Raw genomic sequence first — 26,849 nt, 5'->3', positions numbered from 1 at the left:
TTTACGAAGAATTGAGCGATCTTTTGGCTCAATCTCAGTATTTCTTTAAAAAAAAAGATTATTTAAACCGTTTAATCTCGCTCAAATTATGAGATATTAGTTTAATATTTGTTGTATTCTCTATTAAATTAAACTTGAAAGCAAAATATTAATTGAAGATTTACGAATACGATCTCTTGACCTTTTAAATAAAAAAGCACCCATAATATTTATGAGTACTGATAAATTTTAATGATTTAAAAATTTTAGTCAAAGTCTATTAAATTTCCTTGTAACCAAATTTCTCCTTCTATATCATCACCAACTTGAGGTTCGTAATCTTTTAATACATATTCAGAAGCATAAAGATAAACGGGTAATGTATGTTCTTCATCTTCTTTTATCAAAAAAACTTTGAGTTGATAAAATTTAATTCCATCGAAATTAAAACACTCAATTGCCTCAATTGGAGCGCGAAAACTAACATCATCAAAATATTTTTCATGGGGATAGAAGAAACACGAACCTCGTGTAGAAATCTGCATACTAGTAAAGTCGCCTGGCTCCAAAGACAAATTAGGGTCTAAAATTTTTTTTAGTTCGCTATTAAGATCTAGTTCGATAACCTTTTCCTCTGCTTTTCGCAACCTATAAACTAATCCTGCTAGGGAAAAATTATAATGTTTACCTACTTGGTATTTCTGTTTGTTTTTATAATAATGAGGGTCGAAAAAATTGATACTAGCTCCCCCTAAAGTAGATGCTTTAATACGTCCCTCAATTGGATTGCACCAATCACCGACTTCACAAACTTCTAAGGAACTTACTATACCCTCAGCACACCAAGGAAATGCACTATAAACATAGTAAGTCGTTTCTTCATCTGCTTCTGGTATAAATTTGGTGGCACAAAGCATAAAATAGCGTAAAGGAGTTTCAGCATAACTCAAACCAACAGCAACTTTTTCTTTTATAGTTTCCGTGTCATCGACTTCCTGGAAAAAGACTGAATCATCTATTTTAGCTGCTTGTCCTATTTTGCAGCAGATTTCATCGATATCTAGATTTGGATTGATTGCTTGCCAACTATCTCCGTGTCCCATATTTTTCCTCTCAATTTTAGTAGATTTATTTTTTGTGAAAAATACAATTATTTATTGGTATTTCTAGAAAAATTATTGTTAATAAAATATTATTTGTTACGCTTTTTAGAGTTAACAAAACTTTAAAAACATTTATTTGTTATTTACTCTTAGTAGCTCGGCAACAATTAATATTTAAAATTATGATTTTCAGGAAAAATTAATAAATAGCCTAGGCGGATTAATCGCTCTGCTAAAGTCAAAGCTTTAGATGTTTTTTCTTGAGAAGATTTATTTTGGCTAAGTTCTTCTTGGAGCGCAACATTAAAATCGACATTATTATTTAAACAAGATAAAAATTCAATCATTATTTTTCCCTTTTTATTAGATTTTTTTTGAAAAATCGAAGGTTGTTTGTTTATTTAACCGTTCTATATTTATTAGAATAAAGTTATTTACAAGTAAAAACATTAATCTTTTATGTCAACTTAATTGCTCGATCTAGACAAGATCAATGCAGAAAACTGCAAGATAGAAAAATAGCTTGAGATAATTTAGGTTAAAAAAATTAAAAAGGCACCGCTAGCTCGATGCCTACACAAGAGAAAAATTATTGTTTTTTGTCAACTAATTATTATAAAAGTTACTGAAGATACTGTTGATATTGCAGAATATTTTCTGCGTATCCAGACAAGTTTTCCATACACTGCAATGAATTCTCGGGAGGACTTGTAATTATACATTGTATATATTGGTTTTTTATATTTTGACAATTAAGATTAAGTGTCTGGAGTTCTAGATTATTAGGTTTAATACTTGCTTGGTACATATACTGATTGCATAATTGAATTACCAAACTTCCATTTCTTAAGGCAGTAGTATCAACTTGAGGAACAGTGGGAATTTCAATTGGTGGAATTTCTGCATTGGCTTTTAAGGGAAAATCTAAAGCAATAATCACAAAAATAGTTCCAATAACACATTGATAAAATTTACCTATAATAACCTTTTTTTTGAAGTTAGACATAATTGAAATTTCCTTAAATCAATTAGGATTTGTTTTTTAAAATTGCTCTATAACTAAAAGAATAAAAGAGGAATTAAATAAAAACACTAGTTGTTTATGTCAATTTATTTGCACAAAATTGCAGGGAAGATTATAAAGATTTTAACGATAAAAAAAACACCCATCGATTGATGAGTGTTGTAAGGTTTTAGGGCTAGAAAAATTGAAAATTTATGGTGCGACAAAATTTGTTGGCTCTCTATATTAGCTTAATTATTGTCTCAATCACTTAAAGATTAAAATTAATAATTTTAGTCTAAAGTAACTTGAGAAGTTTCACAAAGATTAAATCCATATTCTTCTTGATAACTATCGTCTGGAAAGACAGCTTTAATATCAAAAAGACAGCTATCGTAATCACCATTAAAATTTATATCAACTGACTGACCACTAGATAATATATCTCTTCCTAAAACATCTTCTTCCCAACTATCTGTATTAGTAGAAGATACGTACAATTGTGAAACAGGAGAAGCAGTTAAATTACGAAAAGTGAAATCTAAAGGATGTGCTTCGGCTTTATAAGTACTTATTGCTAAGGTTGGTAGTAAGAATATTGATGTTAATAAAGAATTAAGGCTTAATTTTTTTAACATATTTTTTCTCCATTTATTTTTTTATTAAAATCTTATATTTTGGTTGATTATTGTCCTTCTAAAATTCTTCTTTGCTCGATATAATTATCCAAATTCATCAAAAAAGTATGATATTGATCGTTCATGATTTCGCAACTGATTGGTTGAATGGAGGAACTTTGGCAACTTCCAACAACAGCCTCGCGCTGGAAATCTACTTGCTCGCGATAAATTTTTACTTCATCAAGTGAAAGCTGATTTAATTCCTCTGCTGACACTACATTTTGTGCTTGTGCAGATTTTGAGGAAGGAATAAAAAGTACAAAGCTAGTAGACAATACAATTAGCATTTTTTTGAAGTTAGACATGATTGAAAGCTCCTTAATAAAATTAAAATTTGTTTTTAGAATTGCTCTATAACTAGAAGAATAAAAAAAGAACAGATTAAAAACACTAACTGTTTCTGCCAACTTAATTGCACAAAAGTACATTTGCTTTTATCGATCTTGGTGAAGACAATTGGCGCGACTGCGTAGCAGCAGCAATGCGCGATCGCTCTCCAACCTGGAAAATTCAGGAAAAGTTTGGAAAACAACATCAAGAGAATTTCTGGTAAGATAGCTTTTCTTGGTTGGGTAGTCTGACAGTTATCTACATTTTGGTGACACGATTGTGAGGAGCAAAGTCAAGCGCATCTTTTCTCAAACAATGAAGCGTCGCATTTATGATGGAAAGAAAAACTAGTTCTCTGTTACTATCAAATCGTTATAGTAAACTTGCTAAATCATGGACAAAATTAGCATTCCCGATGTTCTTACCTTAGAAGAAACTTCAGAATACTTACGCTTACCAATTGAAACAGTTTTAAATCAGGCAGCTAGGGGTAATATTCCAGGTCGTAAAATTGAAGATAACTGGAGATTTTTAAAAGCAGCAATTGATGACTGGTTACGTTCTCAAAATAGCCGTTCGATTCTCCTTAATCAAGCTGGTGCTTTTGTCGATGATGATTCTCTGGCACAATTGAGAGAAAGTATTTATCGAGAAAGGGGACGCTCGGAAATCGGCGATTATCTAGCTGATGTGTAATGTATTTGCTAGATACCGATACTCTTACCCATCTCTATCATGGAAATTCCAATGTTGCCAGACAACTAGCAGCAGTAGAAGATGTAGATGTAGGAATTACGATTATTACCAAAGTTGAAATTTTGCGGGGAAGAATAGATCGTTTACTAAAAGCCGATGCTGGAGCAAATTTACTTAAAGCTCAAGAGTTATTATTTCGTACAGAAGAATTATTAAATCAGTTATTAATCGTACCAATTAGTCAAGCAGCATCATTAGAATTTGAGAGATTGAACGCAGTTTCTAAATATCGTAAAATTGGACGAGCAGATTTATTAATTGCCAGCATAATTTTAGCTAATCGAGCTACTTTAGTAACTAGAAATAAACGTCATTTTCAACAAATTCCTGGTTTAAAAATTGAAAATTGGGTCGATTGATAATTATATCCCTCAAATGCGATCTCGGCTACGTCAAGGCTTGAACGAGATCGCTTATATCGTTTCAGATTACAAGGGGTAATATTTAAGATAGAAAAAATAAGTTTTTTATAAACGATCGCGTTAAGAAAACAGTCTCTTAGGTTCGGAAGACTGTTATCAATAAGCTTATTCGTTGATAACGGAATTTTAAGTATAGCAGTACAAAGAAAGATTAGGACATTATTGTAAATCGTAGGGGCGATTGGCCAATCGCCCTGACAAGATTTGCGTGTCCTAACCTAAATACGTAGTGTTATAGATGAAAACAGGGGATGAAGAAAAATATTTATGCTTGTAACTCTTTTTTTGCATAAATAATTTTTCTATTGTTTAGCTACATCATAACTGGCTGATTCGCGGTATACCATTTATCATAGCCATTGGTGAAGTAGAGCCATGTTCCATTTTCTTGGTCGTACATATACAAAGTATACGAGCCACTCATTTCTTCAGTAGACTGTTCTTTGTAATAGCATACAGAATAAGTATTATTAGGCGTTTGAACCGTTGCTCGATAGGCACCACAATATGGATCGTATCCCTGAGAAGTAACGGAGACAGAGACTGGTACTACAGGAATTTGTGCAATAAGGGTTTCGCTTTGAGCATTCTTTACAGGAAAAGAAAAAGCAGGCACGTTTAACGGCATTAAAAAACAAAACGTTGTTATTCCGAAAAATAAACGAATTTGCCAGAATTTTTTATGGGGTTTGTTTGTGTTGTTTAGCATAGGAGTCTTGGTTGAAAGAGTTAATATTTAATTGATAAATTGCTCTATAACTAGAAGAATAAAAAAAGAACGAGTTAAAAACACTAACCGTTTCTGTCAACTTAATTGCACAAAAGTGCATTCACTTTTATCGATCTTGATAAAGACTTGACTCGATCGCTCTCTAAGCTAGAGAATTTAGAAAAGTCTGGAAAACGGCATGAAAAGAATTTCTGGCAGGATAGCTTTTAGTTGGTTAGGTAGGATTGCAGTTAGTGGCATCTTAATCTTCAACAGCGATCGCGTTCTCTCCCAGATCGTTCCAGATAATACTTTGGGTAATGAAAGTTCGGTAGTTAATACTAGAGATGCCACGAGTGACAAAATAGATGGTGGTGCAATTCGAGGACAAAATCTCTTTCACTCTTTTCAAGAATTTAATGTCGATGCAGGTAGAGGAGTATATTTTGCTAATCCAGATGCTGTAACTAATATCTTCTCTCGCGTTACGGGTAATAATGTTTCTAATATTTTGGGAACTTTGGGTGTAGATGGTGCTGCTAATTTGTTTTTAATCAATCCCAATGGAATTATCTTTGGGGAAGGTGCTTCTTTAGATGTACAGGGTTCGTTTGCTGCTACTACTGCCGATGGTATAGAGTTTGGGGAACAGGGTAATTTTAGTGCAGATAACCCAGAATCTCCTGGATTATTAACTATTAATCCTTCTGCTTATTTATTCAATCAAATTGCTCCTGGTGCGATCTCAAATAATTCTATAGCAAATAATAATATTGGTTTACAAATACAACCTGGAAATAATATTTCTTTGATTGGTGGTAATGTCAGTTTCAATGGAGGAAATATAACAGCACCAGCAGGAAATGTCCAATTAGGAGGATTAGCAGCCCTAGGAAAAGTTAGTATTAATAATAATGGTAGTTTGACTTTTCCCGAAGGTGTAGCTAGAGGAGATGTATTTCTCACTCAAGAAGCTTTTGTTGATGTTAGTGGTACAGAGGGCGGTAACATTACCGTTAATGCTAGCAATTTAAAAATATCTGGTAGTAGCGAACTACAGACAGGAACATTTTTTGAGACTGGTTTACCTGGAGGGCAATCGGGAGATATTATTCTTAATGCTACAGGTGCAGTTGAAATAGATGCCAGTACTCTTGATGCTGGAGTAGAAATAGGAAACGCAGGAGATATTGAAATTAATGCCACAAATTTTTCCTTAACTAACGGTGGAGAAATAACCAACAGCACTTTTGGTAAGGGTAATGCAGGAAATATAACTATTGATGTTAGTAATAATGTTCGATTGTCCAATGCTGATATCTTCAGTAATGTAAATGCTGGAGCAGAAGGCAAGGGTGGTCAAATTACAATTGATACTGGTAATCTCTACCTAAATACAAGTGCGCAAATACAAACGATTGTTCGTCAAGCAGATCGAGAAAATAATCTTGCTGGAGGAGTTGGGGATGCAGGAAATATAGTTGTCAATGCTCGTGGTAATGTAGCGATCGATGGTGTATCTAATGATGATAATCAATTTCCAAGTGGACTTAGAAGTACTGTAGGAAATGGTGCTGAAGGAAATGGAGGAAATATTGAAATTAATGCCACAAATTTTTTCTTAACTAACGGTGGAGAAATAACCAATAGCACTTTTGGTAAGGGTAATGCAGGAAATATAACTATTGATGCTACTGAAAACGTTTTTTTAGATACAGGTGGCATTTTTAGTAATGTTGGAAGTAAAAATGTAAGTCAAGCAGAAGGAGATGCGGGTGACATTACCATTGCTGCTAAGTTTATATCTTTGACTAATGGAGCGCAAATTCAATCAGGTGTATTTGAAAGTAACCAAGGCAATGGTAGTAATGTGACACTTAATGGTGGAGATAATGTAACTATCTCTAGTAGCGATCGCGGAACGAGTGGTATTTTTACGGATATCGAAAAAGATGTTGTTGGTAATGGTGGCAATATTGAAATTACTTCTCAAGGTTCGATTTTTCTAAATGATGCTTCGCTTAATAGTAAAAATGCTGGAACTGGATTTGCAGGAGATATTAATTTAAATGCCAAAAATAAATTAACAATTACCAACGATAGCGTAATTTTAAGTGATGGTTTTTTTGGACGTATTTTTCTCAACTCTTCAAATGATTCTATCAATATTAAAGATAGTTTCATTTTTAATGACAGCGAAAATTATATTCAAGATCCCGAACGCTTTGGTAAAATTCAAATTACATCTACACAAGGTTCAATTGGTATCGATAACTCTTCTATAACTACCGAAAATACTGGCACTGGATATTCAGGAGATATTAAGTTAAATGCTCCCAATGAAATCTCTATTAAAAATAGTAGAATCTCAGCAGAAGGTAATTTCGGTCGTATTTTTATCGGTGACTCAATAACACCATCTCAAGTCAAACTTGAAGGAACAAGAACGGGAACAGAAGATAATCCTGAATTTTCTAATCGACTCAGTACTACTAATTCTAATGCAGATGATTTAGCAGGTAGCATTACAATTAATGCTCGCAATAATATTAACGTTATTGGCAGTGAAATAGAAAGTAGAACAGAAACTACAAAAACTACTGATATTAACGATCAAGATGGATTTAATTTTAGTAAAATTACATTTAAAGTTGCAGAAGATAACCTAATTGGAACAATTACTATTAATCAATCTCAAATAAGTACTACTAATTCTGACATTGGATTTTCGGGAGATGTCAGGCTTAATGCCAGAGAAAAAATAGAAATTTTAGATACCTCAATTTTTAGTCGTGGTAAATTAGGTCGAATCTTAATTGGTAAATCAGATATATCTGGAGAAACCTTATCTCCTCAAGAGATAGTTTTTAATAATTCTCTTTTAACAGTTTCTAATGCCAGTGTTACTACCACTCCCAAAACTGAAATTAATGCTGGAGAAATTTCAATTGATGCTGTTAATAACATCTCTTTTGTAAATGATTCTCAAATAAACACTTTTACCGAACGTCGAGGAAATGCTGGAAATTTAACAGTTCAATCGCAAAATGGTGTTGTATCTTTCGACAATAGTTATGTTTTTAGTAACGTAAACGCTGGAGGTATTGGTGATGCTGGAGATGTAAATATTACGGCAGACTCAATATTTTTAACCAACGGCGCACAGTTACAATCTGGAGTTAAACAAACTTTTGATGATTTTATCCAAAGTGGAATTTTAGGTACTGGTGGTGATATTACACTTTATGCTAAGAAAAATATTGACTTGTCTGGTAATAGCCCAAACAACAAACCTAGTGGTATTTTTACAGATGTAGAAAGTATTGGTATTGCTGGAAATATCAACATTACTACAGATTCATTATTTTTAACTGATAAGGCAATATTAACTAGTCGTTCTTTAGGATTAGGTTATGCAGGAAACATAACTGTAAATGCTAATTCTATAAATTTGGATAATAATTCCAAGATTGAAGCATTAAATATACCTTCAACAGATATTTCAACTTCCCTATCTGGCGGTAACATTAACCTTCAAATTAGCAATAATCTAATCCTCCGCAACAGCGATATTTCCACTCAAGCTAGCAGTAATGCCAACGGTGGGAATATAAATATAACTGCCGATGCAGTTATCGCCTTTGATGACAGCGATATCTTTTCTTTTGCCGAAGGAGGAAGAGGAGGAAATATTATTTTAGATACTCCCGCTTATTTTGGTTCGAGTTTTAATTCAAATTCTTCTAAAATTAAACCTAATTCAGCCAATAACTTCTTTAATAACAACGATCGCGCCGATCTCAATGCTACGGGTGCAGTATCTGGAGTTGTTACTATTCCCGATGTCAGTTTTATTGAAAACAGTCTAGCCGATTTACCAGATAATTCTCTTAATACTGAAAATCTTATTGCCAATAGTTGCGTAGTTCCCAGCAGAAAACAGGAAGGTAAATTTATCATTACGGGAACTGGTGGTTTACCTGCCACTCCAGAAGATGCGGGCAATTCTAACTTTCCTACAGGAGAAGTCCGCGGGATAGAAACCAACGATCGCTCTTGGCAACCAGGCGATCCGATTGTCGAACCTACTGGATTATACCAATTAGAAAATGGTGAAACGATCTTGAGTCGAGAATGTTCTCCATAATCTCGTTGTAATTATTCAATAAATTACTCCGTTAAGTTCAGCCAAAATCCGATGCACTTTGAAACAGAAACTAGATCGATCCAATCTGTTTCACTGTAAGATGTTTCTTAGTCTTTTTTGTTCTTTGGCTTTGGTACGGATTTAAAAAGTTACGTATCTATATTTTGATTCAACTAGACCGCGACGACTGATGAGTGATGCAAAATGTTTGATAAAGTGGATGACAGTTTCAGGTTCTAGTCTTGCTACTGTATTTACTATAGCTTCCACTACCAAAGCACAGTCCCCTCCAGAAAAAATTCCCCCCAATACTCCCAACATTATCGAACAAACTATCCCCAAGCGATCTCCCCGTCTGACTCCTCCCTCTCCTGATTCTTCACCAACCCCAAATTTTCAAATTCCCAATGCATCACAACCTTCTCAATGTGTTTCCTCAACAACAGGCGATCTCGCTCCCAGCGAGCAGCGAAGCGATCGCTCTCGCATCTTGGTTAAAAAAATTGAAGTCTTGGGTAATACCGTCTTACAATCTCAGATCGAGCGAGAAGTTCAAAAATTAGAAAATCGACGAGTAACCTTTGAAGATTTAATTTGTCTTCGCTCTAAAATTACTCAACTGTATCTTAATCAAGGTTATGTCACTTCGGGAGCATTTTTACTCAACAATTCTTATCTCAATAGTGGCATTATCCAGATACAAGTAATAGAAGGAAAACTAGAAAAAATCGAAATCAAGGGATTAAAACGTTTACGGCAAGACTATATCAGAAATCGCCTTCAACTTGCTACTAAAACTCCCCTCAATCGCTATCAATTAGAAAATGGATTAAAATTACTGCTTTTAGACCCTTTAATCGAACGCCTGAGCGCAGAATTAACCGCAGGTAAGACACCAGGACGAAATATTTTAATCCTCGATCTACAAGAATCTCCTACTTTTCAAGCTGGAATAGGTGGAGATAATTACCGTCCTAGCAGCGTTGGTTCGGCACAATTTAGCATATTTGCATCTCAAAATAACTTACTTGGTTTTGGCGATCGCTTGAGTGGGGAATACGGTATTACCGAAGGACTCGACATTTACAACTTTAATTATTCCATTCCCCTCAATTCCCATAATGGTACTCTCAGTTTCGGCTACGATAATAGCGATAGTCGGATTATTGAAGATCGATTTCGAGATTTAAACATCAAAAGTAGAACCAGGAGTTTTTCCCTCAGTTTCCGTCAACCTTTTTACAAAACTCCCAACACTGAATTTGCGATCGCTCTCGGATTAGATTTACGTCGTAGTAAGAGCTTTTTACTCGGCGAACCTTTTTCTTTTTCTGAAGGAGCAGAAGATGGTAAATCCAACGTAACCGCAATACGCTTTTCCCAAGATTGGCTAGATCGCAAGACTAATAGCGTGTTAGCTGCACGTTCTCAATTTAGTTTTGGCATCGATGCCTTTGATGCTACGGTCAATAATACTGGTACTGACGGTCAATTTTTTGCATGGTTGGGACAATTTCAATGGGTACGGCAATTATCGTCAGGTACTTTACTAGTTACTAGAATTAACGGTCAATTGACTCCAGATTCTTTACTTTCTATTGAAAAATTTAGTCTTGGTGGGATTAATACGGTTAGAGGCTACCCAGAAAATCAATTAGTCACGGATAATGGTGTTTCTGGTTCTGTCGAACTTCGCTTTCCTTTAACATCAAATTCTTCAATTCAGCTAATACCTTTTGTGGAGGCTGGTACTGGTTGGAATAATCGCGAACCAAACCCCAATCATTCTACTCTAGCTAGTTTTGGGCTTGGCATCAACTGGTCGATTACTAATAATTTTAGATTACAGATTGATTACGGAATTCCCTTAATAGCTGTCGAGCGTAGTCAAAAATCGTTACAGGAAGATGGCTTACATTTTTCTTTAAACTATCAGCCATTTTAATTCAAAAGGGTGCGGAGCGAGATCGCACTTGACAATAAATTCCAGATTTTTGCTCCAGATATTATATGTCTCCAAAAGTATCTAATTTTTCAACTAAGCATCGTTGCAGTTGTTGCTTCTTACCAGATCGTTCATCATACATGCATTTTTCTGCCAGATTCCTTGTCAAAATCAACGAATAAGTTTGCACAAAAACCTAGTGTTTTTACTTTTGTCTTTGTTTATTCTTATTTTTATAAAGCAAAAAGGAAACAAGTAGAGGTTACTATGGCTACCAAATTCAAACAAATTAATCGTTTTTTAGATAAATTAGGCTTAAAATATGCTGTATTGAAGATATGGGTAAACAATTACTAGAGAATCTGGAAAGTAATTTACCCGATGGTTTAATTGAGGCATTGCATAACGTCTTAAGCGATCGCAGACAAAGACGCGATAGTTAATCTAGTTTGGTTACTCTATATTTTAATTCAGATTGACGACTTTTTTATTAACAAAAACTTTTGTTTATCTTTAAAAATATTTAAAATTAAGCAAGAAAGACGAGCAGACAGCTACTTATAAAAATATTCGCCTTGTTAACAATTTTAGTTTTGAATATTGCAGATATTGATTTAATTATTGTAGGAATTAACTAAAGATGTATAACAGTGAAATAGAAGCAATTATTGATGAATCATTAAAACAAGATTTTAGAATTTTAGATTTTAGTAATAATCCAATAACTTATCTCCCAGATAGCATCGGACAATTATCAAATTTAACTCACTTATGTTTAGCAAATAATCTATTAATAACTTATTTACCAGATAGTATTAGTCAACTAACTAATCTATAAGTTCTAGATTTAAGTTATATGCTTCTAACTGAAATACCAGAAAGTATTGTTCATTTAATTAATTTAAATTTTTTAGATTTAAGACACAACTAACTAACTAAAACAAAGGATTTAATTAAAAATGTATAACAGTAAAATAGAAGCAATTATTGATGAAGCATTAAAACAAGATTCCAGAATTTTAGATTTAAGTAATAATCAACTAACTTATCTGAAAACAATATTATTTCCTCTTCCACCATTATCAAAGTCAAAAGCGATCGCTAATCTTTATTTTTATAGTTCAAACAAAATAAAAGGCTAAAGTTAAATGAACCACTTTGAAATTCGATGCCAACCTATAATTGATGAAAATGAAAGCCAAAACGATCTAGGTGATTACGATATCGGTTTATACGTTGATGGACGCTCCTTTATCGAGATGGTCGAGGAGTTTGAATTGCCATTTGCTGGTGATTCGGCAGGAAAATATATTTGCCCTGATACACGATACACTGAAGACTTTTTTCTAGGTCGCCATCCAGAATATGGAGAAGAATACGATAAAACTGAGTTACTTATTTGTACTTGCGGTTGTTCGGGGTGCTGGCCACTTGCTACAAGAATTAGAGTAGAAAAGAATCGTGTCATCTGGGATCGATTTGAACAACCCCATAGAAGAAACTGGGATTATTCTGATTTTGGTCCTTTCGTTTTTGATTTAGAGCTATATAAAAAAGAAATCTCAAAAGTACGATTTATCAGAAAATTTTTAAGGCGGTCTGAATTTATTAACAACCTTTTACAGCGATCGCTTTAACTATTTAATGCAACATTAAGCCCGTTATTTGAATTAGCTCTCTGACCGCCTCATCCCTCTCAATCTCGACCTCAACAATCTGCTCGGTCAAGCGATCGTCAGTTATTTATCTCACTACATTTTAATTAACATTAATTACTGTTAAGTTTCGATTCAGTACTTATTTAAGATTTTCTTCCTTTTAAATAAAAATTTGGTCAATTATTCTGCGAAATATAAGCAATTTGTTCCCAGAATCACTTTAGTTACTGTTAATTCTGTTTCATTAAAAATATTTCTTAATAATTGCACAATATTCGCTTTGAGTAGAGATAAGCAACAAGAAAAAATTACAAGTAGGTCTTACTGATGACAGTTACTACAAATATACTCAATTCAAATGTTCCAAATTCTTCTTCCACAATTTCAGTTTGCTGCACTCGTCCCCTCATGTTTGGAGAATTATCGCTCCATATTAATGAAATAGAAGAAGAACAATTGTTAGAAAATCCAGCAGAACAAAGGTGTAGCGTTTGCGGAATGAATTTGGTTTTGCAGAATCACTTTGTACCCATTGAATTATTGGGTCAGGGTGGGTTTGGTAGAACATTTCGTGTATACGATTTGGAGACACCTGGTCAAAGTATTCGAGAAAAAAACGAGCGTGTTCTCAAACAACTATGTCCTGCTCAAACCTTAACAGAATCCCAACTACAACAAGTAACTTATTTATTTGAACAAGAAGCAAATATTTTAGGTAAATTAAAACATGAAAAAATACCTCAGTTTTTCAACTACTTTGCCTTTTCTCCACCCTCTGATTCACGTCAAACATTACCATTAGCTATAGATCTCAACCCAAGTCTCTGCTCCACAGATTACGGCACAAATTGTCATACCTATAATATCGAGTAGTTTATGTTCAATTAAATAATCAGTTCTGGGGTCTTCTAGGTTTTCAAAATGCTTCAGTAGTGACGCTGATGAATTGATTGAAGAATTCATCTTGAACAGTTATTTTAAGGTTCACTTTTCAATATCCCTTAATTTTTTAATATGCGTTTGCCCTGATGATACCTCCGTCGGATTTGACAAAATTACCCAATGGTTGTATGGTCCCACAGCTTTACAGGTTAGACATATATTTAAAGAGTTGATGAAGAGGATTGTTTTATCTCAGTGTTTGGGTGCAAAATGGGTGTTGTACACTTCTCAGACTTCATCTCTAAGTAGTTAGCAAGATTGGTGAGAGGCTGCTTTGGAGTCAGTGAGCAGGTTTGATTAAATCGGGATGACAGGATTTGAACCTGCGACATCCTGCTCCCAAAGCAGGCGCGCTACCAAGCTGCGCTACATCCCGTAGACCGCTAATCTAGTATAACTCAATCGAGGAAATAAAACTAGACTCAATCTCAAAAAACCATCGAACTAATCAGGATACCAAAACATTCCTTTAATTCCTTCTGGATCGACCATAAATCCTAATCGGCGATAAAAATTAACTACTTGAGGATCGGCAAACAAAGTAATATTGCTAATATCTGCGCTACGAAGTTTTTTAATCGTATATTTCATCATTGCTTTGCCTAAACCCTGACTTTGAAAATCGGGGTCGACTACTACGTCCCAAATTGTTGCATTAAAAGCACAATCTGAAGTAGCACGAGCAAAACCGATTAAACGTTTTTTCTTGCCTTTAATTTCCCACATTGACACGACTAAAAAGCTATGTTGGATAGCTTTTTTCACTTTACGCAAAGGACGGCGAGCCCAGCCCACGCGATCGCAAAGTTCCTCTAATTCGTAGAGGTCTAGATCTCTTTCTGTACTAAAGACAATTCGAGATTGAGAAACATCCATATCTGATGAACTTAGCACTTCACCCTCGAAACTGCTAGTTGTTGAATTAGCAGTGGTTTCAGTGTTGTTAAACAATTTTTTCCAAAAAACCATGCCAATCTGGCTATACCACGTTTAATAACCTTGCTTTGAGAAATTCTCATTGCATATCCCAGATATCTTAGTCCATTTTTGGCAGTAAAAGCAGATCTTTTCCGAAAAAAGTCAAGTCGTAGTGGGTTTAATTATTTACTTCCGTAAAATTTTTATTACTAATTAGTAAACTTAAGATAATTACAAAATCTGGAGATAGCAGCTAATCCATAAGATTACAATAAGATCAAAACTGTAAGACACTAAACCACAATCACAACCTTAAGTAGTGTTCCCAAGCGGGATAGTTTGCGATCCAAAGATTATACAACTATGACCAATGCAGCTTCTGCCCACAGTGGCAATTTCTGGAATTTTGATTTTTTTTCTCCTCATCCTGCTCAGGATAGTGAATTATTGCAACAATTGGGTTTTATCCCTGGTTTAAAAGAATTTTTGTTAATTCGTCAAGTACACGCTCTTGAACACGCTACTGTATGGGTTTTAAGTGATTTAGAACGAAGTTTTTCTCCTCAGCGCGATCTCCGCGATTTGAGAGATAATGAACAAATTGGCGGACTATCAACTGAAAAAGGTTTTTATCTTTATGGTAATATTCATCCTTTGAATCTTAAAAGGGCAGTTGGGATTGCTTTGAATCGTCTACTCAAAGGAGAATGGGACTTAGCTGTTCACCCTCGATGTGGTACTAATGTTTCAGTAGCTATGTTGCTCACTACAGGCATGATCTTTACAACTTATCTATTGTTACCACGAGAACCGATTGGACAACTAGTTGGATTAGGAATTGCAACTACTACCGCTGCCTGGATAGCACCTGAAATTGGTATGTCAGTACAAAAGTATTTAACTACGTCAATTCCGTTTAATCTTAAAATTAAGGAAATTGCTCAAACTACTGACCAATTGGGTCGTCCAGCCCATTTTGTTAGTGTAAAATGGCAAAATTCGCCATAAAACTTAAAATCTGGAGCGAAAAGACGATGACGATCCGCTCATATTTTGATGTTTAAAACAAAACAAGATATATGGCAATTAAACGCAGAGGTAAAGTTAAAGTTCTTCGTAATGATTTCTTTTGGTATCAGAATTTTGGTAGTGTGGTGTGAAAAATAATAACTTTGCCAAAGGCGAACGAGACAAAGTTAAATAAATCCTTCTTAAAATTTAGGTAAGACTGATAGGCTATTTTTAATTGTATTTAATCAAAGGATAGTTTTTAGCTTGCCAGAACTACCAGAAGTAGAAACGGTACGTCAAGGTCTTCATCAGTTGACCGTCAAACAAACAATTGAGGGTGGGGAGGTTTTATTATCAAGAACTCTTGCCTACCCTCTTTCTGAAGCAGAATTTTTACAAGGAATAGTTGATCAAAAAATTGCCAGTTGGGAAAGACGAGGTAAATACTTATTAGCTCAACTTCAATCTGCTTCTGCACAACCAGCAGGTTGGTTAGGAGTGCATCTTCGTATGACTGGTCAATTGTTGTGGGTGAAACAATCAGAACTCTTACAGAAACACACTCGTATTCGACTGTTTTTTGCTAACCATCAAGAATTAAGGTTTGTTGATACGCGCACTTTTGGAAAAGTTTGGTATGTACCACCTGGTTTACAACCAGCAGAAATTATCACAGGTTTACAAAAATTAGGACCAGAACCTTTTGCAGAAGAGTTTTCATTAGCTTATTTTAGTCAAAAATTACGTAAGAGTCGTCGTAATATTAAAACTTTGCTGTTAGACCAAGAATTAGTAGCAGGAATTGGTAATATTTATGCAGATGAAGCTTTGTTTAAAAGTAGGATTCGACCAACTGCGATCGCAACTGAATTGACCGACACAGAAATTAAAAAGCTTTATGTTGCAATTATCGAAGTTTTACAAGCAGCAATAGCTAAAGGTGGAACTACTTTTAGTGATTTTTTAAATTTGTTGGGAGTTAGTGGTAATTATGGTGATGCTGCCTGGGTTTATGGAAGAGGTGGTTATTCCTGCCGTATTTGTGGCAACAAGATTGAAAAAATTAAATTAAATGGTCGTTCTGCTCATTTTTGTCCTTATTGTCAAATTAATTCCTAAAAAAAATGATTGACCAAAAATCTAACTAACGATACTGGTAACAAAAGGAAAATTATTTGATGATTGAAATAGTAAAAAATTCTTTTGGTTTCTTATGACTATTTTATATGAGGATCGACAAATTATTTGTGATGAGGAAGCCATTACTATTAAAGATTATTATGCTCCTTTAGGAGGAGATAAAGTAATTCTTTATAGTCAGATTAATAGTATTAGTGAGCAAAAATTAACTATTTGGTCTGGACTTTCTCAAATTTGGGGTAGTTTGACTAATGTAAACGAAAGAAACAATGCTCCAAAAGTTTATTGGTCTTCTTTCGATCCTAAGCGTTTGTTCAAGAATAAAGCGCTCGTAATTGATGATGGTGAGTTAGTCAAATCGGTAATTACTCCAGATAATCAAGCAAAAGTTTTTCAGATTTTGCAAGCTAAAGCTGTTGCTTTATCTCCCGCAACTATTGAACCCCCTTCAAAAATATGATTAACAAATATTAATTTTGCTCAAGTAAGTCTTGTTTGAAATAGTTTTGATTAGTAAATCTAACCTTGAGCGCTTATCAATTGTAGCGTTAGGCGCGAACGACTGTTTTCCTGTACATCAGTAGAAACGATTTCTTAATATCTTTCCTTTCAGAGTACAAAGGTCAGGAATTTAAAATGTTAATTATTTAAGTAAATATCAAGATCAAGTCTAGATAACAGCGATATATATTAGCTGGATATATGTAATTGAAGCTAATTTGATGTAATCTATGGATTTAAAACAACGTCTTTATAATCATTTATTAGAAATTGTTAGAGAAAGAGATCCCTATGTTGCTTCAGGGGGTCATTTTTTTGTTAAACAATATATTCGTCAACAACTATCTCAATGGGGAGAAGTTGAAATTCATGAATTTCTAGTCGGAGCAAAAAGCTATGAAAATTTAATTCTTAATCTTGATTCAACTAACCAATCTAACTTACCACCTATTTTAATTGGAGCCCATTATGACGCTGTACCAGGAACACCAGGAGCAGATGATAATGCAACAGGAGTCGCTGTTTTATTAGAATTAGCCTCTGTTTTTGCCACCAAACCTGCTAAATATCCGCTTCGATTGGTAGCTTTTGATTTAGAAGAGTACGGTTTACTAGGTAGTACTGCTTACGCCAAAACTCTTAAGGAGGCAAATCAACCCTTGCGATTGATGTTATCGTTAGAAATGTTGGGCTACTGCGATCGCAATAAAGGTTCTCAAAGTTACCCTCCAGGATTAAAATATTTTTACCCTTCAACAGGTGATTTTATTACTTTAGTTGGTAATTTAAGCACTATTCCTGATCTGATGCGTTTAAGCAGTCGGATACGTAAACATACTCCTTGTGAGTGGTTACCAGTTTTCAATCAAGGTAAGTTGGTCAGTCAGACTAGATTAAGCGATCATAGTCCTTTTTGGGATCGAGGGTATGCTGCCATGATGATGACAGATACAGCTTTTTTACGCAATCCTCATTATCATCAACCTAGTGATACGATCAAAACTTTGGATTTAGATTTTTTAACGAAGGTTTGTCAGGGTTTAATTGAAGGGATTTATTCTCTTTGATAAGTTAAAACTGATAATTATTCGGCATTTTTTTAATGATCGATATCCAAATGCAAAACATAAGACCCAAGTTGCAATCGGCTTGACCACAATTCATATTCTACTTGCAAACTTGTTGGTGAGGGAGTTCCTTCTAGTTTAAGATAACGAGTAAAATTTCGTAAGCGTAAAGAACCGTTATTTTCGGGAGAATCGTTATTTAAATTATTTAACCAATAACGACTAATCCCATATATTCCTCGTTCCCAAAAATGACGATAGCTTAATTTACCTTTACTTTGCATAGTTAAAATTACTCGATAAGGTGAAATTTCTAACCAAAGTAATCCCTCATGAAACTCATCATGGGAATGATTTTCCGAATTAGCTAGCACAGTAGGTAAAGGAGAAAGAGTCTTTTGATTTAATAATAAATGAAAGCGATCGCGATCTTTTTGATAAAGTGAAGCGTTAGCTTCAATAATATTCCAAAGAGGCAAATCCGTCGAAATAAAAGATAAATAGACCGTTTTATGGTGATCCGCTAGCATTAGGAAATTTTAAAAATACTTATCATTTCTAAGATATCTCTTCTGGATAGTTAATCGCTAGATTTAGTTGGAAAAAAATTTAGGAAAAACTCTTGTCAAACATTTTTTTTTACGCTAAAGTTATTAACTGTTACGAGCGTTCCTCAGTAGCTCAGTGGCAGAGCGGTCGGCTGTTAACCGATTGGTCGTAGGTTCAAATCCTACCTGGGGAGTTTCTGTTTGCCTATATCAGGCAACAAATTTCACATACAATTAACTGACTGATAGTTTACTTTGACTTGTGTGTACACCGTAGCCTTCGACGGCAGGAAAATAAATCCGCGATCCTTTAGAAAGATTTTTAAGATCAAAGTTACTGCTATGTTCCCTTGTCGGTGCAGCTTCGGCAGCAACCCTATCAAATTCTGTGCCTTTAAGAGTTCCTAAGACAGTTTGTTCAGGATTAGGTAAAGCAGCGAGAGGGGGAATAGCCGGTTTCCACCGAGGTTCTCCTTTTTTGACTAATTCTGCTTCTCGTTTATTCGACTTAGCTAAAAGTAATAATGAGAGAAAGCGTTGATCTAAACAGGAGTATTAAAGCCATGAGCAAGTGGAAAGTTGTCATTATTGTTTTAATAAGCGTACTATTCTTGGCTGCCTGTAACGCTCAAAAAAATATTTCATCTAATCCTAATAATTCATCTTCTGAGACTAATACTTTAACGCGCATTCAAGAAAATGAAGAAGGTGTATCCGTTACTTCTAATACAATTAAAATTAGTCAGGGACAAATTATTTATGTACCTGTTTACTCTCATGCTTACCATGGAAATGGACAAAAATATTTTTTAGCCATAACCTTGAGTATTCAGAATACTAGCTTGAATCATCCGATTATCATTCGCTCTGTTCGCTATTACAATTCGGGAGGAAAACTTGTCAAAGAATATACCCAAGGTAATCTTCAACTTGCCCCATTAGCAAGCACAGATTTTTTTATTCCCGAGCAAGATGAAACTGGAGGTTCAGGAGCAAATTTTATTGTAGAATGGATTGCAGATCAGCAAGTTACAGAACCTGTCATCGAAGCATTAATGATTGCTACGCGATCGCAACAAGGCATCTCATTTGTTACTTCTGGTCGTGTTATTCAAGAACTACAACCTGAACAATAGACTTTATCTTGGTTAAGTTAAAAATTAAAAGTCAAAAGCTTGCACCCTCGTAAAGCGAATGTGTCAAAAGTTAAACCTCGACTAAGCTCCAACCTCTAGCAGATTTCATTTTGCCTTTGATTACAGGATAGAGATATTGAACTCTGATTCCATATTTTTTACCCAAATTTTCTGCTGTACAATGCTCAGAAATATTTCTTTTTTCGTTTTTCCAACTATAAATATCATGATATTTATATTCATCGATCTTATTAACAGATGGACTAACCTTAATAATTTCTGGAACATATTCTACGGAATCGTCCATAAGAATAACTTGTGCAACTAATTTGGCGATTTCTGGATTTTTAGCAGCCAAATTAAGTCTTTTTGTTCCATCTTTAACAGTAATTTTTTTCATTCCAAATTTGCTTTTTGCACCGTTGGAAATTAAGACTATCGGAGCGCTAACTCCAAACTGAAGCATATTTTCAGCGAGTTCAGGATTGCTATAGTCGGTAGTTGTAACTAAAAGAGCTAATTCACCTAATGTAGCTTGATAGGTTATCTTTTTCATGGTTTTTTTTTACCTGTGTGATTAATGGGATAGGAAGTGCAATTTTTTTTCTTTAGTTTTAGTTAGTCACTTTGATCGATGAAATTAATTAAGTGTTAACTCGTCTATTCTATTCATCTCGGCAAATTTACTCATCCGTGAATCTACTAAATTGAAGAATTTAGACTGGTACTGTGCAGTGAGGCTTCGTTTAGTGTATCCCCGTATAAAATATAAAATTAGAATGTAAAGATAAAAGCGATCGCACTTGATGAGCGAACCCCTCGCGAATTAAACTTAAATTCAGAAATCCTATCATAGTTAATAATAAGGTGAACATCTCAGAAAATTTATATGAAAGCAGAGTTGACCGCAATCATTGAGACAGCAACAGAAGGTGGATACTGGGCTATTTGTCCAGAAATTCCTGGTGCAAATGGTCAAGGTGAAACTATCGAGGAAGCTAAAGAAAGTTTGAAAAGTGCCATTCAACTCATTCTTGAAGATGTTTGGCAGATATTAGAAGGGGCTACCCAAAGAAGCAATTGAGGAAACCATCTCAATTCCATGAAACGTAAAGAATTAGAAAAAAAGTTGCATAAGGCTGGTTGTTATCTTAAACGAGAAGGTGCTTCTCATTCCCTTTGGATTAACCCTTAAATTGGAGTTGTTGAAGCTATACCGAGACATCCAGAGATTAAAGAAGCTTTAGCTAAAAAAATCCTCAAAAGCTTAAATGCCGAATAGTGCGACACCGAAAGAGCAGTAACGCGATCGCTATTAATTAAGAAACATATTTCCTGCTCGTTCTCCTGAGTTTGCTAAAAAAGTTTTTTTAGGGATTGTATGGGATAGTATTTCTGCTGATGAGCAAGGAGAAATCGCAGCAATGATTTTCCCTACTCAAAAAGAAATTGTGATTAATTCAAATATTTCTGGCTTAAAAGGTGGATTTGGACAATCTACAATTGCTCACGAACTTGGACACTGGGTATTACATATCAATCAACAAGTAGTCGAAAAATATATAGATAGAAACGACACAGAAATTCAACCTTTTTTATGCCGTAGTTCTCAATCTTTAAAAGAAAGAGAATGGCAGGCTCAGTATTTTGCTAGTTGCTTATTGATGCCAAAGTATAAGCTAATAGAATCTGCAAGAGGAAGGGATTTAACTAATTGAAGACATTTAGAGGCAATGAAAGATGAACTGGGTGTAACTATCTCTAATCTTAAAGTTCGTCTTCAACTTCTCAATTGGATTATTGTACCTAAATTTTCTAAACAAATTTATCTGGGCAAAAACGCACCCAATCAAAAATAAATTAAGATTATTTATAAAAAAAGGTGGCAATGCTTTCCTTGCTACCCTAATACTTCCATATTTTAACAAAATTATCGGCGTTCAAACTAGTAGCTTTGACACCTAAGAAAATAGTCATTTTTTCTATCTTTACTAGTAATAGAAAGATAGCGTTGATAAAAACTACACATCTCATTAAATTATCATTGAATACTTATTTTTTTTTGTTAAATAAATAACATTCCTAAATTGATATTTAGTATTCTTTTCGGTCAACTTAGATTAAAAAACCAAATTTTCTAAAACATTTGACTAATTTAGTCAATTGCTGTCAAAAAAGTATCAAATAATACCTAAAAAAATTTTAATCTATAACCAAAGATAGAAAACAAGTTCATAAATTTTTATTAACTTAAATATGTAAGTAACAAATTGTTAACTGAAGTTTTGGGAAAAATTAGGAATTATGGAAAATCAAGAGACAAACAACTATTATGCTGACCAAGCACAACGCAAATATGGTGAATTTGCTACTAAGTTTCAATTTGGTTCTAATCCTAGTGCCGAAATTTGGAATGGTAGATTAGCCATGATTGGTTTTTTACTAGCATTAATTATTGAGTTGAGTACAGGACAAAGTTTTATTCACTGGCTTGGCTTTATGTAATTATGTGATCAATTTATCCTTTTCGGAGAAAGCAATCTAATAGTTGCTAAGAATTAATCTGAGTCAATCATAAAATTTGACTTGGATTAATTTTTTTTTTAATTGAAATCAAATTATTTTTTTCGACAAACAATTTATAAAAATTACTTTAAAATTTGACATACATAATTGATTCAAAAAATAACGCTATTTAATTATTTGGTTAAATAATATTTAGTAAGATTCTGAAAATATACATCTATCTTTTTATAGATTTTTTCTTCAAAGTGTCCAAATGTTTGTGTAGAAAAAATAAGTAAGCAGAAAATCAATTTTGTTTTAAAATATATTGGTCATATTAATAAAAGCTATTTTAGTCTTACTTTAAAATAATCAAAACCGCCTAACAAATTAATTAAATCCATAATTAATTAACCTTAACCATTGCAAAAATGATGACCAAATCTTCTCAATCTGTTCGCTTGCTTATAGTAGAAGACTATCCAGATAATCGTGAATTATTAATGATTATGCTGCAAGCTATTGGTTATCAACCAGATTGGGTGAGTAATGGGCAAGAAGCGATCGCTCTTTTAGAAGAACAACAATACGATGTTATTTTAATGGATTGCCAAATGCCAGAAATGGACGGTTATGAAGCTACCCGAGTAATTCGACAACGAGAAAAATCTCAACGCCATACCATCATTATCGGCTTAACTGCTCATGTGATGAAGGGCGATCGCCAAAAATGTTTAGATGCAGGAATGGATGATTATTTAAGTAAACCAATTGACTTAGACAAATTAATCAAAATCTTAGACAATTGGTTACAAACCTTGGCAGAATAATTAATTTAAATTGTTCTAATAGATTGCTGTGCCATCTCCATCAAAATCTCATGAGTACTTTGAGCTTGACTACCTTCAGCAGGTTGTCTTTGAATATAACTGCCATCAGGCTGTAATTCCCAAGCTTGACGAGAATCAGCCAACATAATTCCCAGAATTTCTTGTAAATCTTGAACAATTTCAGGCTCTTCAATCGGTGTTACAGCTTCAACCCTGCGACTAAGATTTCGAGTCATCCAATCCGCACTACCAATATAAACTTCTTCTTGTCCACCATTGTGAAAGTAGAAAATCCGAGAATGCTCTAAAAAACGACCAATAATACTAATAATCCGAATATTTTCGCTAAGTTTTTCAACTCCAGGACGCAGACAACAAATACCTCTAATAATTAGATCTATTTGAACTCCTGCTTGAGAAGCTTGGTAGAGAGCTTTAATCACAGGTGGGTCTACTAAAGCATTCATTTTGGCAACAATTCTACCTGTACCACCTTTTTGACAATGTTCTATTTCGCGGTGGATCATAGCAATCATGCGATCGCGTAAATTAACTGGTGCAACTAATAATTTGCGGTAGGATTTTTGGCGAGAGTAACCAGTAAGAAAATTAAACAAATCAGTTAAATCTGCTCCTAAATCATCTCTACAGCTTAATAAACCCAAATCTGTATAAATTCTGGCTGTTTTAGGATTATAGTTACCCGTTCCAATATGGACATAACGACGTATTTTGTTTTGTTCTTGGCGGACAACCAACACTACTTTGGTATGGGTTTTTAAGCCGACTAAACCATAAACTACATGAACACCAGCATTTTCTAATTTCTTGGCCCAGAGGATATTATTTTCTTCATCAAAACGGGCTTTTAATTCCACCAATACAGCTACTTGTTTACCATTTTCCGCAGCAGCAATCAAAGCTTTAACAATTGGGGAATCTCCCGAAGTACGATACAGAGTCATTTTAATTGCCAAGACATTGGGATCGTGGGCTGCTTGGGTGATAAAACGTTGTACTGTACCGCTAAAGGAATGATAAGGATGATGTACTAATAAATCACTTTCTCGAATCAAACTAAAAAAATCTTCCCCATCTTCATTATTATTTAGATAATCTAATTCTTGTAATCGGTGTAATCGTGGCGGTAAAACCGAATGCCAAGGCGTATCTTTCAATTCTGGTAAGGGTAAAGACATCAAGGACATCAAATCTCCAAGTCCCAATAAACCATCGACATCATAGACATCCTGTTCACTTAAATCTAATTCTTCGATAATAGTTGAACGAACATTTTCTGGAGTTGAAGCTTGCAATTCTACTCTTACCGCCGAACCACCAATGCGACGTTTATGTAATTCTTGTTCAATTGCCAGCAATAAATCATCAGCTTCATCTTCTTCTACGGCAATATCTGCATTGCGAGTCACTCGAAAGGCATAACATTCCTGAATGTTCATCCCAGGAAAAAGATATTCTAGATTGTGAGTAATAATCTGTTCCAAAGGAACACCAGTCCAATGAGAAGGCTTGCCTTTTTGGCGCTGTCGCAACTCTTCTGGTAAAGCCACAAATCGAGGTAATACTTTAGGAACTTTAATTCTGGCAAATAATTCTTCTTTCGTTTCTGGGTCTTTAACTACTACTGCTAAATTAAGACTAAGGTTAGAAATATACGGAAAGGGATGAGAAGGATCAACCGCTAATGGAGTGAGTACAGGAAAAATATTTTCTTCAAATAAGCGATTGAGATAAGTTCTTTGTTCTTGGTTGAGATCGAGATAATCAAGGAAATAAATACCTTGTTTTCCCAACTCTTGTTTCAAAACCTTTTCAAAATGTTGATGCTGTTGCTGAACTAAAGGTTTCAAGCGATCGCTCAAATCTTGCAATTGTTGACTTGGTGTGCGACCATCTGGTGTTAGTTTCCTTACTCCTGCTTCTACTTGCTGTTTTAAAGCTGCTACTCTGACCATAAAAAACTCATCCAGGTTAGAGCTAAAAATCGCCATAAACTTGAGTCTTTCTAATAAAGGCGTTCTAGAATCTATAGCTTCATGCAAGACTCGACGATTGAATTCTACCCAACTTAGTTCGCGATTGAAATAGTATTTAGGGTCATTAAGATCGATTGCTTTGGTCGTATCTTTAGTAGTAGTCATGACTGTTTTGGCAAGTCTCTAGCAGTATGAGGTAAAAATTGAGTTTCTAGACAAATAGTAGCTAGTTTTTTTGAGCGTCAGCATCATGCTAGAGTAGCAAAGCGATCCTAAGAAAGGGTTAAGGAAGGTAAAATTGACCAAAAATAGTAGAGCGTGAAACAGATCGAGGTTCAATTTTGCTTCCACTTCAACTAGTTAGATTTAGCTAAAGTGAGCAAAAATTTCGCTTTCTTTATTGCTCTACTAAACTGCCAAAAAACTATCTTTTAAAAATCAAAAAAGAAAAACATCTTCAGTCAGGTTATCAATATCGACCTTTTCTACTGTAGCTAAAGTCGTATTCTCAACTTTAATAACAGCATTGCCAGAAACTTGGGTAATATCAAGATCGTCAAAACTTGCAACACCTGTTACTCTCAATATATCTTGGTCTATTTTAAAATCTGTAATAGTTTCTCCAGTCTGAGTTAAACTTAAAATAAACTGGTCAGCACCGTCACCACCAGTCAAGCGATCGCTACCGTTGCCACCTTTGAGGAAATCATCTCCTTTTCCTCCCTCAAGTTTATCATTCCCTGCTCCTCCTGTGAGAGTATCACTGCCATTATTTCCTTGAAGCAGATCGTTTCCGTCTCCACCAGTAAGAAAATCATTCCCGTTTCCGCCTACAAGAGTATCATTTCCTTTCGACCCTGTAATATAATCATCTTGATTAGCTCCTTTAAGATTGTCCGAATTATTTGTACCTTTAATTCCATTGAAGACGTTTATTGAGAGGTCATAATTACCCGAGTTGGAGTAACTGGTTTGTATATTTCCAGTTACAGGATCGTAACCTTCTATTTTTCCACTTACACCCACATAATACTCACCGTTAGCAGGAGCGGTAAATTCTAGATAAGAATCTTTTCCTAATGTTTCATCAATAGCAGCATTATTGTCACTTGATAGTATTTCTTTACCAGCAGCATTGATTATTCGTAACTGAGAATCTAATTCTGGTGATGCTTGTGGATCGACATCAACATCGATAATAGCTACTTGTCCCTTCTTCAGTTCAAATTTAATTAAGTCTACATCTCGAGAATTGTCTATAACACTACTCTCGTCAAAGCTTTTTTCTCCCTTAGGATTAATTCCACTATCATTAGCATCGGCAATTTTATTGTTAGGTTCACCTATCGCCATTTATTTTTCTCCAAATCGGTAAAATAAAATTAAAGAGAAATAATTCCTTGGCTATATTTTTACTGGCAGGAATTATCTCTACTGTTTGTAAAACGAGTAATAAGTAAACAGTTTAGTTAACCTTAGGTTTTTGATAACTTCTAACTGTTTAAATCACTCTTATCTAACT

The 26,849-nt window shown here is 34.5% G+C and carries 30 protein-coding genes, 2 tRNA genes and 3 pseudogenes; 21 read left to right on the top strand and 14 right to left on the bottom strand.

Annotated features, from left to right (window positions below; genetic code table 11):
• Positions 1-245: 245 nt before the first annotated feature.
• From STA7437_RS21990 to STA7437_RS21970, 5 genes are all read right to left on the bottom strand, one after another.
• Positions 246-1,082, bottom strand: coding sequence for a hypothetical protein (locus tag STA7437_RS21990; protein ID WP_015195589.1), 837 nt, complete (start codon positions 1,080-1,082; stop codon positions 246-248).
• A gap of 167 nt (positions 1,083-1,249) precedes the next feature.
• Complete coding sequence (locus STA7437_RS21985; protein WP_015195588.1) at positions 1,250-1,429, bottom strand: hypothetical protein; 180 nt, start codon at positions 1,427-1,429, stop codon at positions 1,250-1,252.
• Positions 1,430-1,704: 275 nt separating this feature from the next.
• Entirely contained in the window at positions 1,705-2,088 is a 384-nt protein-coding gene (locus STA7437_RS21980) for a hypothetical protein (RefSeq protein ID WP_015195587.1), read from the bottom strand.
• Positions 2,089-2,378: 290 nt separating this feature from the next.
• Positions 2,379-2,723: a hypothetical protein gene (locus STA7437_RS21975; RefSeq protein ID WP_015195586.1), complete on the bottom strand. Its 345-nt coding sequence runs from the start codon at positions 2,721-2,723 to the stop codon at positions 2,379-2,381.
• Between the two features lie 47 nt (positions 2,724-2,770).
• Positions 2,771-3,070: a hypothetical protein gene (locus tag STA7437_RS21970; RefSeq protein ID WP_015195585.1), complete on the bottom strand. Its 300-nt coding sequence runs from the start codon at positions 3,068-3,070 to the stop codon at positions 2,771-2,773.
• Positions 3,071-3,177: 107 nt separating this feature from the next.
• Here STA7437_RS21970 and STA7437_RS26685 point away from each other — a divergent pair, with 107 nt between their 5' ends.
• The 3 genes from STA7437_RS26685 to STA7437_RS21960 all read left to right on the top strand — a co-directional run bounded on the left by STA7437_RS26685 (position 3,178) and on the right by STA7437_RS21960 (position 4,210).
• A complete protein-coding gene (locus STA7437_RS26685; RefSeq protein ID WP_171815467.1) occupies positions 3,178-3,318 on the top strand; it encodes a hypothetical protein in 141 nt (46 codons plus the stop codon).
• 170 nt (positions 3,319-3,488) lie between these two features.
• A complete protein-coding gene (locus STA7437_RS21965) occupies positions 3,489-3,791 on the top strand; it encodes a helix-turn-helix domain-containing protein (RefSeq protein ID WP_015195584.1) in 303 nt (100 codons plus the stop codon).
• Positions 3,791-4,210, top strand: a complete 420-nt coding sequence (locus tag STA7437_RS21960; protein WP_015195583.1) for a type II toxin-antitoxin system VapC family toxin — start codon at positions 3,791-3,793, stop codon at positions 4,208-4,210. The genes STA7437_RS21965 and STA7437_RS21960 overlap by 1 nt, the downstream gene beginning before the upstream one ends.
• Before the next feature lie 376 nt (positions 4,211-4,586).
• Here STA7437_RS21960 and STA7437_RS21955 read toward each other — a convergent pair whose 3' ends face one another.
• Positions 4,587-4,901, bottom strand: a complete 315-nt coding sequence (locus STA7437_RS21955) for a hypothetical protein (protein ID WP_150109096.1) — start codon at positions 4,899-4,901, stop codon at positions 4,587-4,589.
• Between the two features lie 280 nt (positions 4,902-5,181).
• Between STA7437_RS21955 and STA7437_RS21950 the strand changes: the two genes are divergently transcribed.
• The 6 genes from STA7437_RS21950 to STA7437_RS26295 all read left to right on the top strand — a co-directional run bounded on the left by STA7437_RS21950 (position 5,182) and on the right by STA7437_RS26295 (position 13,605).
• Complete coding sequence (locus STA7437_RS21950; protein WP_015195581.1) at positions 5,182-9,129, top strand: two-partner secretion domain-containing protein; 3,948 nt, start codon at positions 5,182-5,184, stop codon at positions 9,127-9,129.
• Positions 9,130-9,349: 220 nt separating this feature from the next.
• On the top strand, positions 9,350-11,074 hold the full coding sequence (locus STA7437_RS21945) for a ShlB/FhaC/HecB family hemolysin secretion/activation protein (protein ID WP_216087071.1): 1,725 nt from the start codon (positions 9,350-9,352) through the stop codon (positions 11,072-11,074).
• A gap of 640 nt (positions 11,075-11,714) precedes the next feature.
• Positions 11,715-11,912, top strand: a complete 198-nt coding sequence (locus STA7437_RS21935) for a hypothetical protein (protein ID WP_041619619.1) — start codon at positions 11,715-11,717, stop codon at positions 11,910-11,912.
• Between the two features lie 121 nt (positions 11,913-12,033).
• Complete coding sequence (locus STA7437_RS21930; RefSeq protein ID WP_041619618.1) at positions 12,034-12,216, top strand: hypothetical protein; 183 nt, start codon at positions 12,034-12,036, stop codon at positions 12,214-12,216.
• Between the two features lie 6 nt (positions 12,217-12,222).
• On the top strand, positions 12,223-12,711 hold the full coding sequence (locus STA7437_RS21925) for a hypothetical protein (protein WP_015195578.1): 489 nt from the start codon (positions 12,223-12,225) through the stop codon (positions 12,709-12,711).
• Positions 12,712-13,059: 348 nt separating this feature from the next.
• Positions 13,060-13,605: a hypothetical protein gene (locus tag STA7437_RS26295; protein WP_015195577.1), complete on the top strand. Its 546-nt coding sequence runs from the start codon at positions 13,060-13,062 to the stop codon at positions 13,603-13,605.
• On the opposite strand, the gene STA7437_RS27795 is transcribed toward STA7437_RS26295, so the two are convergent.
• From STA7437_RS27795 to STA7437_RS21910, 3 genes are all read right to left on the bottom strand, one after another.
• Positions 13,531-13,695, bottom strand: a complete 165-nt coding sequence (locus STA7437_RS27795) for a transposase family protein (RefSeq protein WP_083856876.1) — start codon at positions 13,693-13,695, stop codon at positions 13,531-13,533. The genes STA7437_RS26295 and STA7437_RS27795 overlap by 75 nt on opposite strands.
• A gap of 281 nt (positions 13,696-13,976) precedes the next feature.
• Positions 13,977-14,050: transfer RNA gene (locus tag STA7437_RS21915), tRNA-Pro, on the bottom strand.
• Between the two features lie 68 nt (positions 14,051-14,118).
• Positions 14,119-14,643 (bottom strand): GNAT family N-acetyltransferase, encoded by a 525-nt coding sequence (locus STA7437_RS21910; RefSeq protein WP_015195576.1) that lies wholly within the window; start codon positions 14,641-14,643, stop codon positions 14,119-14,121.
• Between the two features lie 312 nt (positions 14,644-14,955).
• On the opposite strand from STA7437_RS21910, the gene STA7437_RS21905 reads away from it, so the two are divergent.
• The 4 genes from STA7437_RS21905 (at position 14,956) to STA7437_RS21890 (ending at position 18,311) form a co-directional block, all read left to right on the top strand.
• On the top strand, positions 14,956-15,600 hold the full coding sequence (locus STA7437_RS21905; protein WP_015195575.1) for a DUF6391 domain-containing protein: 645 nt from the start codon (positions 14,956-14,958) through the stop codon (positions 15,598-15,600).
• Positions 15,601-15,867: 267 nt separating this feature from the next.
• Complete coding sequence (locus tag STA7437_RS21900) at positions 15,868-16,722, top strand: DNA-formamidopyrimidine glycosylase (RefSeq protein WP_015195574.1); 855 nt, start codon at positions 15,868-15,870, stop codon at positions 16,720-16,722.
• Positions 16,723-16,816: 94 nt separating this feature from the next.
• Complete coding sequence (locus tag STA7437_RS21895; protein ID WP_015195573.1) at positions 16,817-17,203, top strand: hypothetical protein; 387 nt, start codon at positions 16,817-16,819, stop codon at positions 17,201-17,203.
• A gap of 271 nt (positions 17,204-17,474) precedes the next feature.
• Positions 17,475-18,311: a M28 family peptidase gene (locus STA7437_RS21890; RefSeq protein WP_015195572.1), complete on the top strand. Its 837-nt coding sequence runs from the start codon at positions 17,475-17,477 to the stop codon at positions 18,309-18,311.
• Positions 18,312-18,343: 32 nt separating this feature from the next.
• Here STA7437_RS21890 and STA7437_RS21885 read toward each other — a convergent pair whose 3' ends face one another.
• On the bottom strand, positions 18,344-18,841 hold the full coding sequence (locus tag STA7437_RS21885; RefSeq protein WP_015195571.1) for a hypothetical protein: 498 nt from the start codon (positions 18,839-18,841) through the stop codon (positions 18,344-18,346).
• Between the two features lie 140 nt (positions 18,842-18,981).
• Here STA7437_RS21885 and STA7437_RS21880 point away from each other — a divergent pair.
• Positions 18,982-19,053: transfer RNA gene (locus STA7437_RS21880), tRNA-Asn, on the top strand.
• Positions 19,054-19,096: 43 nt separating this feature from the next.
• Here the strand turns inward: STA7437_RS21880 and STA7437_RS25635 are convergent.
• Positions 19,097-19,378, bottom strand: a pseudogene (locus tag STA7437_RS25635) (acetamidase/formamidase family protein); the annotation flags it as partial.
• Between the two features lie 44 nt (positions 19,379-19,422).
• Here STA7437_RS25635 and STA7437_RS21875 point away from each other — a divergent pair.
• Positions 19,423-19,995 (top strand): DUF3124 domain-containing protein, encoded by a 573-nt coding sequence (locus STA7437_RS21875; RefSeq protein WP_015195570.1) that lies wholly within the window; start codon positions 19,423-19,425, stop codon positions 19,993-19,995.
• A gap of 70 nt (positions 19,996-20,065) precedes the next feature.
• Here the strand turns inward: STA7437_RS21875 and STA7437_RS21870 are convergent, their stop codons facing one another.
• A complete protein-coding gene (locus STA7437_RS21870; RefSeq protein WP_015195569.1) occupies positions 20,066-20,551 on the bottom strand; it encodes a hypothetical protein in 486 nt (161 codons plus the stop codon).
• A gap of 333 nt (positions 20,552-20,884) precedes the next feature.
• Between STA7437_RS21870 and STA7437_RS21865 the strand changes: the two are divergent.
• From STA7437_RS21865 to STA7437_RS21845, 6 genes and pseudogenes are all read left to right on the top strand, one after another.
• A pseudogene (locus STA7437_RS21865) lies at positions 20,885-21,101 on the top strand (type II toxin-antitoxin system HicB family antitoxin).
• Positions 21,098-21,277 (top strand): annotated as a pseudogene (locus STA7437_RS27790) (type II toxin-antitoxin system HicA family toxin). The pseudogenes STA7437_RS21865 and STA7437_RS27790 overlap by 4 nt, the downstream one beginning before the upstream one ends.
• 142 nt (positions 21,278-21,419) lie before the next feature.
• Positions 21,420-21,713: an ImmA/IrrE family metallo-endopeptidase gene (locus STA7437_RS25125; RefSeq protein ID WP_051036082.1), complete on the top strand. Its 294-nt coding sequence runs from the start codon at positions 21,420-21,422 to the stop codon at positions 21,711-21,713.
• 15 nt (positions 21,714-21,728) lie between these two features.
• On the top strand, positions 21,729-21,854 hold the full coding sequence (locus tag STA7437_RS27500; RefSeq protein ID WP_281169242.1) for a hypothetical protein: 126 nt from the start codon (positions 21,729-21,731) through the stop codon (positions 21,852-21,854).
• Between the two features lie 445 nt (positions 21,855-22,299).
• Positions 22,300-22,500: a chlorophyll a/b-binding protein gene (locus tag STA7437_RS27785; protein ID WP_015195567.1), complete on the top strand. Its 201-nt coding sequence runs from the start codon at positions 22,300-22,302 to the stop codon at positions 22,498-22,500.
• Positions 22,501-22,931: 431 nt separating this feature from the next.
• Positions 22,932-23,330, top strand: coding sequence for a response regulator (locus STA7437_RS21845; protein WP_015195566.1), 399 nt, complete (start codon positions 22,932-22,934; stop codon positions 23,328-23,330).
• Between the two features lie 5 nt (positions 23,331-23,335).
• Here the strand turns inward: STA7437_RS21845 and ppk1 are convergent, their stop codons facing one another.
• Positions 23,336-25,492, bottom strand: coding sequence for a polyphosphate kinase 1 (gene ppk1 / locus STA7437_RS21840; RefSeq protein WP_015195565.1), 2,157 nt, complete (start codon positions 25,490-25,492; stop codon positions 23,336-23,338).
• 273 nt (positions 25,493-25,765) lie between these two features.
• On the bottom strand, positions 25,766-26,680 hold the full coding sequence (locus STA7437_RS25120; RefSeq protein WP_015195564.1) for a calcium-binding protein: 915 nt from the start codon (positions 26,678-26,680) through the stop codon (positions 25,766-25,768).
• Positions 26,681-26,849 lie beyond the last annotated feature (169 nt).

It is taken from the genome of Stanieria cyanosphaera PCC 7437 (genome assembly GCF_000317575.1).
In the GTDB taxonomy this organism is placed as follows: Bacteria; Cyanobacteriota; Cyanobacteriia; order Cyanobacteriales; family Xenococcaceae; genus Stanieria; species Stanieria cyanosphaera.
The sequence above is the reverse complement of the archived record's forward strand: the minus strand, read 5'-3'. Positions and strand labels throughout refer to the sequence as shown.